At 61.6% G+C, this 14,970-nt stretch carries 13 protein-coding genes and 1 pseudogene; 11 read left to right on the top strand and 3 right to left on the bottom strand.

Annotation, left to right across the window (positions count from 1 at the left end):
* Window positions 1-192: 192 nt before the first annotated feature.
* The 9 genes and pseudogenes from ACIQU2_RS13650 (at window position 193) to ACIQU2_RS13610 (ending at window position 8,679) form a co-directional block, all read left to right on the top strand.
* Window positions 193-1,218, top strand: a complete 1,026-nt coding sequence (locus ACIQU2_RS13650) for an ABC transporter ATP-binding protein (RefSeq protein WP_403141423.1) — start codon at window positions 193-195, stop codon at window positions 1,216-1,218.
* Window positions 1,215-2,084 carry an ABC transporter permease gene (locus ACIQU2_RS13645; protein WP_403141421.1) on the top strand — a complete coding sequence of 290 codons (870 nt, stop codon included), beginning with the start codon at window positions 1,215-1,217 and terminating at the stop codon, window positions 2,082-2,084. Before ACIQU2_RS13650 ends, ACIQU2_RS13645 begins: the two co-directional genes overlap by 4 nt.
* A gap of 6 nt (window positions 2,085-2,090) precedes the next feature.
* The gene (locus tag ACIQU2_RS13640) at window positions 2,091-2,885 is read left to right on the top strand and encodes an ABC transporter permease (protein ID WP_033057243.1); all 795 of its coding nucleotides are present in this window, start codon (window positions 2,091-2,093) and stop codon (window positions 2,883-2,885) included.
* Between the two features lie 7 nt (window positions 2,886-2,892).
* Complete coding sequence (locus ACIQU2_RS13635) at window positions 2,893-3,183, top strand: (2Fe-2S)-binding protein (protein ID WP_403141416.1); 291 nt, start codon at window positions 2,893-2,895, stop codon at window positions 3,181-3,183.
* Between the two features lie 121 nt (window positions 3,184-3,304).
* On the top strand, window positions 3,305-4,660 hold the full coding sequence (locus ACIQU2_RS13630; RefSeq protein ID WP_403141414.1) for an FAD-dependent oxidoreductase: 1,356 nt from the start codon (window positions 3,305-3,307) through the stop codon (window positions 4,658-4,660).
* Entirely contained in the window at window positions 4,657-5,772 is a 1,116-nt protein-coding gene (locus tag ACIQU2_RS13625; RefSeq protein ID WP_403141411.1) for an NAD(P)/FAD-dependent oxidoreductase, read from the top strand. The genes ACIQU2_RS13630 and ACIQU2_RS13625 overlap by 4 nt, the downstream gene beginning before the upstream one ends.
* 18 nt (window positions 5,773-5,790) lie before the next feature.
* Window positions 5,791-6,837 (top strand): ABC transporter substrate-binding protein, encoded by a 1,047-nt coding sequence (locus ACIQU2_RS13620; protein WP_403141409.1) that lies wholly within the window; start codon window positions 5,791-5,793, stop codon window positions 6,835-6,837.
* Window positions 6,838-7,059: 222 nt separating this feature from the next.
* Window positions 7,060-7,140: pseudogene (zapE, locus tag ACIQU2_RS13615) on the top strand (AFG1/ZapE family ATPase); the annotation flags it as partial.
* A gap of 150 nt (window positions 7,141-7,290) precedes the next feature.
* The gene (locus tag ACIQU2_RS13610; RefSeq protein WP_403141726.1) at window positions 7,291-8,679 is read left to right on the top strand and encodes a protein kinase; all 1,389 of its coding nucleotides are present in this window, start codon (window positions 7,291-7,293) and stop codon (window positions 8,677-8,679) included.
* Here ACIQU2_RS13610 and ACIQU2_RS13605 read toward each other — a convergent pair.
* Complete coding sequence (locus tag ACIQU2_RS13605) at window positions 8,676-9,383, bottom strand: YebC/PmpR family DNA-binding transcriptional regulator (protein ID WP_347804387.1); 708 nt, start codon at window positions 9,381-9,383, stop codon at window positions 8,676-8,678. The two genes, ACIQU2_RS13610 and ACIQU2_RS13605, sit on opposite strands and share 4 nt — an antisense overlap.
* A gap of 232 nt (window positions 9,384-9,615) precedes the next feature.
* Here ACIQU2_RS13605 and ACIQU2_RS13600 point away from each other — a divergent pair, with 232 nt between their 5' ends.
* Complete coding sequence (locus ACIQU2_RS13600) at window positions 9,616-11,040, top strand: type VI secretion system Vgr family protein (RefSeq protein ID WP_403141406.1); 1,425 nt, start codon at window positions 9,616-9,618, stop codon at window positions 11,038-11,040.
* 3 nt (window positions 11,041-11,043) lie between these two features.
* On the opposite strand, the gene ACIQU2_RS13595 is transcribed toward ACIQU2_RS13600, so the two are convergent.
* Window positions 11,044-12,435 (bottom strand): FAD-dependent oxidoreductase, encoded by a 1,392-nt coding sequence (locus ACIQU2_RS13595; protein ID WP_403141402.1) that lies wholly within the window; start codon window positions 12,433-12,435, stop codon window positions 11,044-11,046.
* A gap of 10 nt (window positions 12,436-12,445) precedes the next feature.
* Entirely contained in the window at window positions 12,446-13,771 is a 1,326-nt protein-coding gene (locus ACIQU2_RS13590) for an MFS transporter (protein WP_347804384.1), read from the bottom strand.
* Between the two features lie 268 nt (window positions 13,772-14,039).
* Between ACIQU2_RS13590 and ACIQU2_RS13585 the strand changes: the two genes are divergently transcribed.
* Complete coding sequence (locus ACIQU2_RS13585; RefSeq protein ID WP_149629348.1) at window positions 14,040-14,912, top strand: LysR family transcriptional regulator; 873 nt, start codon at window positions 14,040-14,042, stop codon at window positions 14,910-14,912.
* Window positions 14,913-14,970: the final 58 nt, after the last annotated feature.

Below are 14,970 nucleotides of genomic sequence, written 5' to 3'. Positions count from 1 at the left end.
GCTTCAGTGAAATAGGCCATTGAGCCCATCCTATTCTTCGTCCTACTCTGCGTCCAGACAGGGGCGATTCGAACAACAGCGGCAGCCGACTGAAATCGAGCGCCAACGCACCCAGCAAGACCTTTTCGTATCTGCCCATACAAAAAAGCGCGCCTTCGGGCGACGCATAACAATCTCAGGTGGAGCGCAGTTATGGCTTTTGTGCAACTTGAAGGACTCGGCAAACGTTACGGCGAGATCGACGCCGTCGTTGCGACCAACCTCTCGGTCGAGAAAGGCGAGTTCGTCTCGCTGCTCGGCCCCTCCGGATGCGGCAAAACCACCACCTTGCAAATGATCGCCGGCTTCGTCGAAGTCAGCAGCGGACGCATTGTGCTGGACGGTCGCGACATCACCCACGCCAAACCCGCCAGCCGTGGTCTGGGCGTGGTGTTCCAGAGCTACGCGCTGTTCCCGCACATGACCGTGAAGGACAACGTCGCCTTCGGCCTGCGCATGCGCAAAGTGGCCAACGGCGAGTTGCAGCAGCGGGTGGACCGGGTGCTGAAACTGGTGCGCCTGAACCAGCATGCCGAGCGTTACCCCCGGGAACTCTCCGGTGGCCAGCGTCAACGCGTTGCCCTCGCTCGGGCCCTGGTGATCGAGCCGCCGGTGCTGCTGCTGGATGAGCCGCTGTCCAACCTCGACGCCAACCTGCGCGAAGAGATGCAATTCGAGATCCGCCGCATCCAGCGCGAAGTCGGGATCACCACGCTGATGGTCACCCATGATCAGTCCGAAGCGCTGTCCATCAGCGACCGGGTGGTGGTGATGCAGGCCGGGCGCATCACCCAGATCGACGCGCCTTACACCCTCTACGAACACCCGCGCACCGAGTTCATTTCCGGTTTCGTCGGCAAGGCCAACCTGCTGCCGGGCGAGCGTGATAGCGCCGGTGTCGTCCAGGTGTGCAGCCATGGCGACGGCGAACTGACCTTGAGCCTGCGTCCGGAAAAAATCGATCTGCGGGACAAAGGTCAGGGTCGTCTGCAGGGCAACATCGTCAGCCGCTTCTTTCTCGGCAGCCAATGGCTGTACGGCGTATCGACGACCCTGGGCGAACTCAGCGTGGTGCGCCGCAACGACGGTTCGGCACCGCTGACCGAAGGCACGGCGGTCGGCCTTGATTGGGATGCAACGTTGCTGCGGGTACTGAGTGTCGACGAGGTGCCGGCATGAGTACGCTTGTCGCCATTCGCCAGGGACGCCAGGGTTACTGGCTGTCGGCACCGGCCCTGGCCTTATACCTCAGCCTGCTGGTTATCCCGCTGCTGCTGACCTTGGTGCTGTCATTCAACGTCTTCGACTACAGCTCGGGGATCAACGGCGATGCCTACACCCTCGACCACTACAGCAGCCTGCTGGGCGACCCGTACTTCTACGAGATCTTTTTGCGCACGATGTGGATCAGCGCCCTGACCACCCTGATCTGCGTGGTGATCGGCGTGCCCGAGGCCTACATCCTCAGCCGCATGGGCACGCCGTGGCGCTCGATTTTCCTGATTCTGATCCTCACCCCGTTGCTGATTTCGGTGGTGGTGCGCGCCTTCGGCTGGAGCCTGTTGCTGGGTGCCGACGGCCTGGTCAACCAGACCCTGCAAGCCTTCGGCGGCTCGCCGATGAAGCTGCTCTACACGCCGTTCGCGGTGGTGATTGCGCTGGTCCACGTGATGCTACCGTTCATGATCATCCCGGTCTGGACCTCGCTGCAAAAACTCGACCCGGCCGCCGAGCAGGCCGCGATGTCCCTCGGTGCCAGCCACTTCACCGTGATGCGCCAAGTGGTGTTGCCGCAGATCATGCCGGGCGTGCTCTCCGGCACCTTGATCGTGTTCGGCCTGGCCGCCAGTTCGTTCGCCATCCCCGGTCTGCTCGGCGGACGCCGGATAAAAATGGTCGCCACGCTGATCTATGACCAATACCTGTCGGAGCTCAACTGGCCGATGGGCGCGGCCATCGCTGTGGCCCTGCTGTTGCTCAACCTGCTGATCATGCTGTCGTGGAACCGGATGATCGAAGGCCGCTACAAGAAGTCATTGGGATAACTCGTCATGTCCAAGAACGGTCCTTTCGCCCTGCTGTTCCATACCCTGGTGGTGCTGTTCATGCTGGCGCCACTGGTGGTGGTTTGCCTCGTGGCCTTCACCCCGGAAAACACCCTGAGCCTGCCGACCACAGAGTTTTCCCTGCGCTGGTTTCGTGCGGTGTTCGAGCGTGCTGACTTTGTCGATGCGTTCTACAACAGCCTGATCCTGGCCTTTTGCGCTGCCAGTCTGGCGACGCTGATAGCGGTGCCGGCGGCGCTGGCGATTACGCGCTTCGAGTTCCCCGGACGCGACTTTTTCAACGGTCTGTTCCTGTCGCCGATCATCATTCCGCACTTGGTGCTGGGTGTGGCGTTGCTGCGTTTGTTTGCGCTGATGGGCGTGAATGGCAGCTTCGCCTGGCTGATTTTCGCCCACGTGCTGGTGATCACGCCGTATGTGCTGCGACTGGTGCTGGCGTCGGCCATCGGCCTGGACCGCAGCGCCGAACACGCCGCGCAATCGCTCGGTGCCGGGCGCTTCACGCTGTTCAGGGAAATCACCTTGCCAATGATTCTGCCAGGGGTGGCCGGTGGCTGGCTGCTGGCGTTCATCAACAGTTTCGATGAGGTCACTTTGTCGATTTTCGTCACCTCACCGGCCACGCAAACCCTGCCGGTGCGGATGTACGTGTACGCCACCGAATCCATCGATCCGATGATGGCGGCGGTGTCGGCACTGGTGATTGGGTTGACCGCGCTGACGATGATTTTGCTCGACCGGGTCTACGGCCTCGATCGGGTTCTGGTGGGTAAACAATGAGGGTGCCATGGCTCTGCTGAAACGACTGGCCGAAGGCGACCGCCCGGCCCTGGACTTTACCCTCGACGGCACACCTGCCACTGGCCTGCTCGGCGACACCTTGCTGACGGCGGTGCTGACCTGCAGCGAACACTTGCGCGGCAGCGACTTTAGCGCCGAACCCCGTGCCGGGTTTTGCATGATGGGTGCGTGTCAGGACTGCTGGGTTCGACTGGGCGATGGTCGACGCGTGCGTGCCTGCTCGACGTTGCTCGAAGCCGGGCAGCAGATCAACCGCGAACCGGGACGCAGCGTATGACAGTCATTTATCCGGTGCGCCCAAAAGATCGCAGCCTTCGCCAGCTCCTACGCCGAACGCGGTCTCCTGTAGGAGCTGGCGAAGCCTGCGATCTTTTGATCTTGAACCTCATGGGGTCTATATGAATTCCGTGATCATCATCGGCGCCGGCCCGGCCGGCATTCGTGCAGCACAAACCCTGGTCGCCCACGGCGTTCGCCCGGTGCTGCTGGACGAAGCAGCACGCGGTGGCGGGCAGATTTATCGTCGCCAACCGGCAAACTTCAAGCGCTCGCCGGTCAAGTTATATGGCTTCGAAGCCGGTAAGGCCAACGCGCTGCATCAGACGATTGACGCGCTGCGCGAGCAACTCGATTACCGTCCCGAGACGTTGGTATGGAACGCCGAGGACGGCGCGCTCGACACCTTGCATGAAGGCCGCGCCGCGCGGCTGGCGTTCTCCCGCGTGATCGTCGCCACGGGCGCCACCGACCGGATTTTGCCGGTACCGGGCTGGACCCTTCCGGGGGTTTACAGCCTCGGCGCGGCGCAGATCGCCCTCAAGTTTCAAGGCTGCGCCATCGGTGAACGCGTGGTGTTCGCCGGCAGCGGGCCGTTGCTGTATCTGGTGGCGTATCAATACGCCAAGGCCGGTGCCAAGGTGGTCGCGGTGCTCGACAGTTCGCCTTTTAGCGCTCAGGCCCGCGCCCTGCCCGGTCTGCTCTCGCAACCGGCCACCCTCGCCAAAGGCATCTATTACCGCAGTTGGTTGACCGCCCACGGCATCCCGGTATATCAGGGCGCAATCCTGAAACGCATCAATGGCGAACAACGTGTGCAGTCGTTGAACTGGTCCAACTCAAAAGGTGAACAGCAACTCGATTGCGACGCCGTCGCCTTCGCCCACGGCCTGCGCAGTGAAACCCAACTCGCCGATTTGCTCGGCTGTGAGTTCACCTGGAACCCGATCAACCGCGCCTGGCTGCCGCAACGTGACAGCGCCGGGCGCAGCAGTGTCGCCGAGGTTTACCTGGCCGGTGACGGTGCCGGCATCATGGGCGCCGACGCGGCGGAAATGGCCGGCGAACGCGCAGCTCTGGCGTTGCTCGAAGACACCGGTTGCCTGATCCCGCCGCAGCGTGGTGCGCAATTGGAGCAGGCGCTGGGACGGATCGATACCTTCCGCCAAGGCCTGGAACGGGCCTTCGTCTTTCCCGAGAACTGGGCCGCCGATGCCCCGAATGATTTGATGATCTGCCGCTGCGAAGAAGTGCTGGCCGGTGACATCCGCCAAGTCGTGCGCGAGGGCCATTGGGAGATCAACCGGGTCAAGGCCCATTGCCGGGTCGGCATGGGCCGCTGTCAGGGCCGGATGTGTGGCGCCGCCGCCGCGGAAATCATTGCCTGCGAAAGTCAGCGCTGCGTGTCCGACATCGGCAGGCTTCGGGCTCAGGCCCCCATCAAACCCCTGCCGTTTGGTCTTGAGGTCGAGTCATGATCGAAGTCGATGCCGTCATCATTGGCGGCGGAATTGTTGGCGCCTCCGCCGCGCTGTTTCTGAGCAAGGCCGGGCGTCGCGTGGCGCTACTGGAGCGGGACTTCTGTGGCTCGCATTCCAGCGGCGTGAACTACGGCGGCGTGCGGCGTCAGGGGCGACCGTTGTCGCAACTGCCGTTGTCGCAGCGAGCCCACGACATCTGGGGGCAACTGCCGCAGCTGATTGGCATTGACGGTGAGTATCAGCGCAGCGGCCATCTGAAACTGGCCCGCAGCCTCAACGATCTGCACGCCTTGCAAGACTATGCCGCCAACAGTCGGGGCTTTGGCCTCGATTTGCAGGTGCTTGAGCGCAGTGAATTACGCGCACGTTTTCCGTGGGTCGGCGAGGTGGCGGTCGGTGCCTCGTTTTGCCCCGATGACGGTCACGCCAACCCGCGACTGGTCTCCCCGGCGTTTGCCCGGGCGGCGCGGCGGCATGGCGCGCAGGTCCATGAACAATGCCCGGTGACGGCGGTGGAACACGACGGTCAACGCTTTCGCGTCAGCACGCCAACCAGTCTGGAGCTGCAGGCGCCCTGGCTGCTGAATTGCGCCGGAGCCTGGGCCGGCACCCTGGCAGATCACTTCGGTGAGGCGGTGCCAATGCACGCCGGGCATCCGGCGATGCTGGTCACCGAGCCGTTGCCGCTGGTGATGAATGCCAGCACCGGGGTCGAGGGCGGCGGTATCTATGCCCGTCAGGTCGCTCGCGGCAATTGTGTGTTGGGTGGCGGCCAGGGTTTTGCCCTCGACGACGCTCGCGCCCGGCCCGGTCAACACGCTGTGATCGAGATCCTGCGTCAGGCCGTCGAGCTTTATCCGTTTCTTGAAGGCGCCCAGGCGATTCGCACCTGGAGCGGCACCGAAGGTTACCTGCCCGATCGCCAACCGGTGATCGGCCACAGTGGCACTCAACCCGGTCTGCTGCACGCGTTCGGCTTTGCCGGTGCGGGCTTTCAGATCGGCCCCGCGGTGGGCCAGGCGCTCACCGAAATCATCTGCAGCGGCGCTTCAAAAACGTCGCTGGATGCGTTTTCCATCACCCGGTTTCACTCCATCTCCGTTGCTTGATAGAGGAAGGTCGCGCCAATGAATAACGTCAAACGCACTGCACTGCTCGGTTTCTCCTGCTTGGGCGCCCTGCTCACGGTCAGCCAGGCCCAGGCCGAACCGACGCTTTACCTGGGCATGAACGGTGGGACTATGGAGCGGCTCTACGCCGACAAGGTGCTGCCGGTTTTCGAGAAGGCCAACAACGTCAAAGTGGTGATTGTGCCCGGCACCTCCGCCGATATTCTGGCCAAGGTCCAGGCCAGCAAAGGCAACCCGCAGATGCACGTGATGTTCCTCGACGACGGCATCATGTACCGCGCCATCGCCATGGGGCTGTGCGACAAACTCGAAGACAGCGCACCGCTGGCGCAGATTCCGGCCAAGGGCCGCATCAAGGATCAAGCGGTGGCGGTCAGCCTCGGCGTGACCGGACTGGCGTACAACACGCGGTTGTTCAAGGAGAAAGGCTGGACCGCGCCGACCTCGTGGATGGACATGGCCGACCCGCGTTTCAAGGACAAACTGGTGTTCCAGTCGATGGCCTCCTCGACCTTCGGCCTGCACGGTTTCCTCATGTTCAACCGGATTCAGGGCGGCAGCGAAACCGACGTCGAGCCGGGGTTCAAAGCCTGGCCGAATACTGTCGGGCGCAACGTGCTGGAGTACATCCCGAGCTCGGCGAAGATTTCCGAAATGCTTCAGACCGACGAAGCGGCGCTGTTCCCGCTCACGCCGACCCAGGTCACCGCCCTGAAACTCAAGGGCATGCCGGTGGAGTATGCGCAACCGAAGGAAGGCGCCGTGGTGCTCAACGTGGCCGAATGTGCCATCGCCAACAACACTCAGCCGGAACTGGCGCAGAAACTCGCCGCTTTCTTGCTGACGCAGGAAGCTCAGGCTGCCGCGCTTGAAGATGGCGACCAGATCCCGTCCAACCCTAATACCCCGACCACCGACAAAACCCGCGGTCAGGTCGAGGCGATGAAACAGTACCTGACCACGGCCATTGCAATCGATTGGGATCAGGTCAACGAACAGCGCCCGGCGTGGAATGCACGCTGGAATCGCAGTATCGAGCGGTAACTGACAAACACCCCATAACTTCCAGCAGGAACGCAATCGATGTAGCAGCTGCCGAGCCTGCGAGGTTGCGTTCGGCTGCGAAGCAGTCGCCCATCCATTCCCTGTGGTTTACCTGAATGACCGCGGTGTTTGGTTTTACGACTGCTTCGTCCGAACGCGGCCCGAACCGAACGCAGCCTCGCTGGCTCGGCAGCTGCTACAGGTTGGGGGGCTGGCGAGTTTGTGCATGGCGCCGTGGGTCGCGGCAAGAGCTGGCTGCTCGACGGGTTTTTCCAGGCCATTCCTATCGCGGAAAAACAGCGCCTGCATTTTCATGAGTTGTTTGCGCAACTGCACCAAGGGATGTTCAGTCATCGCGATCAGCCCTGCCTGACAGACACCACACGTTTCCCGCTATCATGTCGCCCTTTCTCTGGCCTCCGCGCCCTCCTCCCGATCAAAGTGAATCTGTTCATGGATACCCTTGCCCAACTACGCGCCGGCCAACTGTCGGGCATTACCCGCCTTGACCTCACCGGCGGCCTGACGGAGTTTCCGCGAGAAATCTTCGACCTGGCGGACTCGCTGGAAGTCCTCGACCTCAGCGGCAATGCCTTGAGCAGTCTGCCGAACGACTTGCACCGCCTGACCCGTTTGCGCGTGTTGTTCTGCTCGGACAATCTGTTCACCGAACTGCCCGACTGCCTGGGCCAATGCGCCGCACTGACGATGGTCGGCTTCAAGGCCAACCGCATCGAACGCGTGCCAGGCACGGCCCTGCCACCGTTGCTGCGCTGGCTGATCCTGACCGATAACTGCATCACTGAACTGCCGGCCGAGCTGGGTGAACGCCCGCACCTGCAAAAACTCATGCTTGCTGGCAACCGCTTGCAACGTTTGCCGGAGAGCTTGCGTCATTGCCATCGACTCGAACTGATCCGCATCGCCGCCAACCGGTTGACCGAGTTGCCCGAGTGGCTGCTGTCCCTGCCGAGCCTGACCTGGCTGGCGTACGCCGGTAACCCGCTGGAGACCGAAGCCGATGCGGCCGCTCTCGAAGCCACGCCCCGCATTCCCTGGTCCGAGCTGCGTCTGGAGCAGCAACTGGGCGAAGGTGCGTCGGGAGTGATTCATCGAGCAATGTGGGATCGACCGGGCCAACCGGCCACACAGGTCGCCGTCAAACTCTACAAAGGCGAAATGACCAGCGATGGCTCGCCGTTGCACGAAATGAACGCCTGCATCACCGCCGGCTGTCACCCCAACCTGATCCGGGTTGAAGGGCGCGTCGTCGGGCATCCAGAAGCCCAAGTCGGGCTGGTGATGCAATTGATCGATCCGAGCTATCGCAATCTGTCCGGGCTGCCGAGCCTGGTGTCATGTACCCGCGACGTTTACGCCAACGACACCCGGTTCAGCGCTGGCGTGGCATTGCGCATCGCCTGTGGCATCGCCTCGGCAGCCGAACATTTGCACCGACATGGCATCACCCACGGCGACCTCTACGGCCACAACATTCTGTGGAATGAGCACGGTGATTGCCTGCTGGGGGATTTTGGCGCGGCGTCGTTCCATGCCACCTCGGACAGCCTTGAAAGCCGTGCGCTGCAACGGATCGAGGTACGGGCGTTTGGTGTTTTGCTGGGGGAACTGTTGGAGCGAATCGACTCGGGGTTGAGCGATGAAGGTCGTGCGCAGTTGGAGCAATTGCAGCAGCGCTGCTGTCAGCCGCAGGTGCTGACGCGACCGGGGTTCAGCGAGCTTGTTCAGGCGCTGACGGTATTGGCCTCAACCACTGGAAGCCAACACAAACCTGTGGCGAGGGACCTCGCCACACGTCATCACACGCTCGAAGCGGTTTAACCCGCCAACCCGACAAACATGTCCTGCACGTCATCGTGGTTATCGAGGCCTTCGAGGAAGGCTTCGACTTCAGCCATCTGCTCATCGCTCAGACCGCTGACCGGGTTTTTCGGCTGATAGCCCAGCTTGGCCGACAACACGGTGAACCCTTGCTCGGGCAGGGCTTTCTGCACGGCATCCAGGTCCGCAGGCTCGGTCAGGAACAGGGTCGCGCCCTCTTCTTCACCCGGCTCGAAATCCTGGGCGCCGGCTTCGATGGCGGCCATTTCCGGATCGGCGTCTGGGCTGTCCGGGGACGCCTCGATCATGCCGACATGGTTGAAGTCCCACGCTACCGAACCGGAAGCGCCCAATTGGCCCTTGCGGAACGCGACGCGGATTTCAGCAACGGTGCGGTTGATGTTGTCGGTCACGCATTCAACGATCAGCGGTACCTGATGCGGTGCGAAGCCTTCATAGGTTACGCGATGGTATTGCACGGTTTCGCCCAACAGGCCCGCGCCTTTCTTGATCGCGCGATCCAGGGTTTCCTTGGGCATCGAGGCTTTCTTGGCCTGCTCGACCACCAGACGCAGGTGTGCGTTGGTGGCAGTATCGGCACCGTTACGGGCAGCGATGGTGATTTCTTTTACCAGTTTGCCGAAGATCTTGCCCTTGGCGTTAGATGCCGCTTCTTTGTGTTTAACCTTCCACTGTGCGCCCATTACTCACTCTCTTGATCTGTGGCGCCGAGACATCTATTGGCCGACGCATGGCGCAAGTTTATACGCCCTAAAGTTGGCAATCGACCAAAAAATCCACCCTGTTCACCCGCATGACCAATCGACATCTTCACCGGCAGTTGTAGGGCGATTCTGAAACTTCGATTTGCGGTGACCATAAAGGGCTGTGGTTTCGTACCCTCTGCGCCCGAATTCCATGGCAGAAGCGCGTTCGATGCACAACGACAAGGAAAGTCCCTTCACCCTGACACTTCTCGACGGCGATTTGAGTTTGCAGGTGTTGCAGTTCAGTGGCCGAGAAGCCCTCAACCAGCCCTATCGATTCGACATCGAAGTCATCGGCCTCGCACCGGCCATGAACCTCGACCGATTGCTGCAACAGCCGGTGTTCCTCAGCTTGATGGAGGGCCAGGGTATTCACGGCGTCCTTCACAGTGCTAGTCGCGAGCATCGCGGCCCCCACCGGATCGGCTACAAACTGGTGCTGGTGCCCTACCTTCAATGGCTCGACCGGCAGCGTTCACGCCGCGTCTTTCATCACCTCAGCGTACCGATGATCCTGCGCCAACTCCTGGAGGAACATGATGTGCCCGAGGGGAGCTATCGCTTCGAATTGTCGAACGGGCACTATCCGCTCCGACCTTTTTGCATTCAGTACGAGGAGAGCGATCTGGCATTGCTGCAACGGCTGTGTGAAGAAGAAGGCATTCACTATCACTTCGAACATCAGCGCGACGGGCATGTGCTGGTCCTGGCGGATGACAGCCTGAGTTTCCCCCAGGAACCGTTACTTACGCCTTTCCAGGGCAACACACTCGACGAAAGTGACGTGCCGGTGATAAGTGAGCTGTTCCAGCGCCATGACTCGCCGCCCTTTCCCTCACGACTGCCGGCCAGAAACCGTGGCTCGCAAAACCCCGACGAGGGCGCGGCCAACCACGCTTTCAGCACACCATTGCCCGTGATGGCCCGCCCCGCGGCCGAGCACATCCATCACGATCAGTTGAGCCGACGACAACTGGAACGTCTGCGTTGCCAGAACCTGCAGATCCACGGTCGAAGCAACCAGAGCGCACTGCGCAGCGCACGGATAGTGCAAGTGTCAGAACATCCACTGCCGAATTTCAACGATCAGTGGCTGCTCACCGAAACCCGACATCAGGGGCACCAACCTTCGATTCTTGCCGCCGACAAACCCGTCACTGTCCGCCATTACTGCAATCAATTCACCGCCATTCCCTGGTCAACGGTCTTCAGGCCGGCGCTCAGAAAGACCAGGCCGAGCATCCCGGGTTATCAACCTGCCCGGGTGCTTGGCCCTGCCGGGCAACCGGCAGCGCTGGATGATCGAGGTCGAATACAGGTCAGGCTGTGGCCAACAGCGCAAGCGAATCCGCTTGAATCTGCCGGCATCTGGTTACCGGTGGCCCTTGCAGCGCCGGACGCTCGGATTGACCCGTCCAGCCTGCCAAAGGCCGGCAGCGACGTACTCATCAGTTTTCTCGACAGTGACCCGGACCGGCCGGTGCTGTGCGTCGGCATGGGCCATCACCCGCGCACTCGGCCAGTTCCCGAGCCACGCCGCGATAGCCACTTGCTGCTCGATTGGCTGGTCAATCGCTCGGACCTCACGCCCTGACACTCAGCCCTTGTCGGCCTTGCCTGCCGCCGCCGCGAACTTCGCCAGACGCACATCCAGATGCCGTGGCCGGCGCCCGTGATCCTCGGCGCGCTCCTTGCGGCGAATGGCGTTGCGCACCATCAATGAGCCGAGGTAACGAATCGGTTCCGGCGGAAACAAGCCCAAGGGGCCGTTGACCAGAGGCGAGCGGGTCCAGGCGTTGTCCAGTCCCTGGACCATCGAGGCGAGAATCTGCCCGCCCATATGACACGGGCCAACCCCGCTGCCGGAATATCCGAAACCATAAAACACGTTGCCACTGGCGCTCATCTGGCCGAAGAACGGCAAACCGGTGACGGAGCGATCAGACGGACCGTTCCAGGTCGCCTCGACCTTGACCTGGGCGAACGCCGGAAAGAACTCGCTCAGGCTGTGCTGCAACAAACCGGCATAGGGCGATGGCTGATCGAACACCGGCAACATTCGCCCGCCGTAAGCAAAGGTGTTGCCGCCCTTGCCGAGCATGATTCGGCCGTCCGGGGTGTTGTGGTAGTAGTGCACGAAAATCCGCGAATCGAGCACGGTGACGCCGCTGGTCAAACCGATCTCGTTAAGCAGATCGGGTCGCGGTTCGGTGATCAGCATGTCGCTGGAAACGATCGCCACACTGCGCTCGAACTGTGGAAACGCCCGGGCCATCCACGCGTTCATCGCCAGCACCACCCGATCCGCACGGACGGTGCCATTCGGGGTTTGTATCCCCGCAGGCTTGCCCTCCTGCAACCCGGTCATGGTGGTGTGCTCATGAATCCTCACCCCGAGTTGCAAGGCGACCCGGCGCAAGCCGCGCACCAGTTTTCCCGGTTGCACGCTTGCCGCCGCCGGGGAAAACCAGCCTTCCAGATGTTTGCTGGAACCGGCCATGCGTTGCACATCGGCCACCGGCCGTTGAGTGAAAGAGTTGATGCCATTGCGCTCCAGCGCCGCGATCACGGCATCGGTCGAGCCGCATTGGGCACGGTTGGTGGCGGTGTAGAGCGTCCCGTCGAGGCGGTAATCGGCGTCCACCGCGTACTGCTCGCAAAAGGCGCCGATGGCATGGATGCTGCGCTCCGATTCCTTGACCAATCGCACAGCTTCTTCGACGCCGAACAGCCGTTCAAGGGTGAAGTACTTGGCCGACCACGACAGTGCACAACCACCGTTGCGGCCACTGGCGCCGGCGCCGCAGATATCGGCCTCGATCAGCAGCACATCCAGTTCGGGGTTCTGTTCCTTGAGCATGATCCCGGTCCACAACCCGGTGTAGCCGCCGCCGACGATGCAGACGTCGGCGCGGGTGTCGCCCGCCAAGGGTTCGCATGGCGCGCAGGACTCGGCCGCCAGCGCCTGTTCCAGCCAGAAAGGTCTCATGGGTCAATCCTTAAGTACGCAGAGGTTTTACGGTGATCGGTTGGTTGGGCACGAAAACGCTTTCGGCACGCAGGCCAGCCGGGCGGCTGTTCCAGTGCGGGATCAGCACCAGGGCCGAAAACAATGCGCAGCCAGCGAAGACGATGAACACGGTGACCGAGTCGAAGTAGCCCGGCAGCAAGCCGCCGAGAATCGCCCCGACCGAGCCGCAACCGTTGACGAAACCGGCGGCTGTGGCGCCCGCCTTGGCGGTGCCGAAATCGATCGCGGCCGCGCCGCTGATCATCGAGTCCGGTCCGTACAGGGTCAGGCCCATGACAAACAGCAGCGCCACCACCAGCATCACGCTGCCGGTTTGCAGGGCGCCCATGAACAAGGCCAGGGTCACGGTCAACGCCAACAGGCTGAGCACACACGCCGGCATGCGTCGGGCGCCGAACAGTTTGTCCGAGGCCAAACCCAGCATAATTGGCCCGAGCAACCCGGCCAGTTCAAACGCGGTCGGAATGATTGCCGCGCCGACCTTGCCCACCGAGGGCATCTGCTCGAAGACGATCACCGGTCCCCAGAGCAGAATCGCGTAGCGCGCCGGCTTCAGCAGAAAGTACGCGAGGCCCAGAACCAGCACGGTGCGGTTGCGCAGAATTTCTTTTAACGGTTCCAGCACGCTGATCTTGCTTTGCGCGTCGGCCTCTTGCGCCGTCAGTTGTGGTTCCGGTTCCACCGCCGGCAAGCCAACGTCTTCGGGTTTGTTGCGCTGAAAAATAAAAAACAGCACGGCGACCAGCCCAACCACCGCCGCACTGGAAAAGAACGCCGCATGCCAGGTGCCGATCAGCGTATACGCCCACCAGCCTGCGAACGGCGAAGCCACCAACCCACCGAAGGCGTAGCAGGAACTCCACAACCCCAGCACCCGCCCGCGCTGTTCAGAGGGAAAGAAGCTACCGAGGTTCTTGCACAGCCCGGACCAGCCGGTGGACTGAGCAAACCCTTGAATCAACATGCAGGTGGCGAAGATTGGCAACGTCGCAAAACTGCCCATCACCAAGGCTGCTGCCGCTGAAATCAGCAACCCGCCAAACACTACGACCCTTGGGCCAAAACGGTCGGCCAGAATGCCCCAGGTGAATTGCCCGATGGCGTAAGCCGTGAGGTAGATGGCGTCGAGGTTGGCCATGGCCATTTTGTCGAGCATGAAGGTGGGGTCTTCGGCGATCCCCAGTTTTGCCACGGAAAAAGCTTTGCGGGTGAAGTAGAACGCGGCGTAAGCGAGCCAGGTGATCGCGAAGATCTGCACGCGCCAACGCTTGATAGTGCCGATGTGCTTGTTCATTGTGGTTCTGACCTCAGGGTGTGAGTGTGCCGGCAGAAATTGAGAAATAACGCCTGTTTTTTTATTGTTGAGCACTTCGATATCGCCGCTTCCCTGAGGCGATATCGGTCAGGTGAGTCCTGCTGTTGCACGCACAGGCTCATGGCCGCCGACGCTGTTTGACTGACCAGTCACCGGGGCTGAGGTCGATAAAAACAATTACTGATTAATAAGTGAAATCGATTTATCGTATTTCCAATATAAGCTCAGCTTGTTACTGGAGGTTTCGGTGTCGGTTTCCCACGCCCAGCTCAAAGCCTTCCACGCCGTGGCCGTGCACGGAAGCTTCACCAAAGCCGCCGAGCGGCTATTCCTCACGCAACCGGCGATTTCCGACCAAGTGCGCAAGCTCGAAGAGCGTTTCGGTGTGCTGCTATTCCACCGCAACAAACGTTCTGTCCGGCTGACCGATCTGGGCGAGCGGTTGCTGAGCATTACTCAGCGGCTGTTCGTCATCGAGGCCGAGGCGCAGGAGCTCTTGCATGACTCCAGGGCCTTGCAGACCGGCAGCCTGATTCTCGCGGTGGATGCGCCAGTGCATGTGTTGCCGCAGATTGCTCGCTTTTGTGAGCGCTACCCCGGCATCAGCGTGAAGATCGAAACCGGCAACACCGATGAATCGCTGTTTCGGCTGTTCAACTATCAGGCCGACCTGGCGTTGCTGGGCCGGGAGGTGAGTGACGAACGTCTGATCTCGTTGCCGCTGCGCAACGACCCGATGGTGGCGTTCGTTTCCCGCCATCATCCGTGGGCCGACCGTGAATCGATTTGCCTCGCGGACCTCGATGACACGCCTTTGGTGCTGCGGGAAATCGGTTCGGTGACTCGGCAAACGCTGGAAGAAGAAATGGCTCAGGCAGGCTTTCGCATCCGCCCGGCGATTCAGGTTGAAGGTCGGGAAGCGGCGCGTGAGGCGGTGGTCGTGGGGATTGGCGTTGGTGTTGTATCGGCCGCCGAGTTCGGTGCAGATTCGAGGGTTTGCGCGTTGCCGATTACCGACTGCAAACGACGATTGACCGAGACGCTGGTGTGCTTGCGCGAGCAGAGTTCGCGGCGGGTGGTGGCGACGTTTCTGGAGATGGTTCGCGAGAGTTTGGTGTAAACAGGTCCGGCCCCTTCGCGAGCAAGCCCGCTCCCACAGGGATTTTGTGAACGCTGGA

It is taken from the genome of Pseudomonas sp. NPDC098740 (assembly GCF_044760065.1).
Taxonomy (GTDB): Bacteria; Pseudomonadota; Gammaproteobacteria; order Pseudomonadales; family Pseudomonadaceae; genus Aquipseudomonas; species Aquipseudomonas rossensis.
This window is presented reverse-complemented; position numbering and strand designations above follow the sequence as displayed.

What these genes read in the sequence shown, in the direction of transcription:
- ACIQU2_RS13635 (WP_403141416.1), top strand. Translation starts at nt 2,893, where the DNA reads ATGGCTCTGCTGAAACGACTGGCCGAAGGCGACCGCCCGGCCCTGGAC.
- ACIQU2_RS13650 (WP_403141423.1), top strand. Translation starts at nt 193, where the DNA reads ATGGCTTTTGTGCAACTTGAAGGACTCGGCAAACGTTACGGCGAGATC.
- ACIQU2_RS13640 (WP_033057243.1), top strand. Translation starts at nt 2,091, where the DNA reads ATGTCCAAGAACGGTCCTTTCGCCCTGCTGTTCCATACCCTGGTGGTG.
- ACIQU2_RS13630 (WP_403141414.1), top strand. Translation starts at nt 3,305, where the DNA reads ATGAATTCCGTGATCATCATCGGCGCCGGCCCGGCCGGCATTCGTGCA.
- ACIQU2_RS13645 (WP_403141421.1), top strand. Translation starts at nt 1,215, where the DNA reads ATGAGTACGCTTGTCGCCATTCGCCAGGGACGCCAGGGTTACTGGCTG.
- ACIQU2_RS13600 (WP_403141406.1), top strand. Translation starts at nt 9,616, where the DNA reads ATGCACAACGACAAGGAAAGTCCCTTCACCCTGACACTTCTCGACGGC.
- ACIQU2_RS13620 (WP_403141409.1), top strand. Translation starts at nt 5,791, where the DNA reads ATGAATAACGTCAAACGCACTGCACTGCTCGGTTTCTCCTGCTTGGGC.
- ACIQU2_RS13610 (WP_403141726.1), top strand. Translation starts at nt 7,291, where the DNA reads ATGGATACCCTTGCCCAACTACGCGCCGGCCAACTGTCGGGCATTACC.
- ACIQU2_RS13590 (WP_347804384.1), bottom strand. Translation starts at nt 13,771, where the DNA reads ATGAACAAGCACATCGGCACTATCAAGCGTTGGCGCGTGCAGATCTTC.
- ACIQU2_RS13605 (WP_347804387.1), bottom strand. Translation starts at nt 9,383, where the DNA reads ATGGGCGCACAGTGGAAGGTTAAACACAAAGAAGCGGCATCTAACGCC.
- ACIQU2_RS13625 (WP_403141411.1), top strand. Translation starts at nt 4,657, where the DNA reads ATGATCGAAGTCGATGCCGTCATCATTGGCGGCGGAATTGTTGGCGCC.
- ACIQU2_RS13595 (WP_403141402.1), bottom strand. Translation starts at nt 12,435, where the DNA reads ATGAGACCTTTCTGGCTGGAACAGGCGCTGGCGGCCGAGTCCTGCGCG.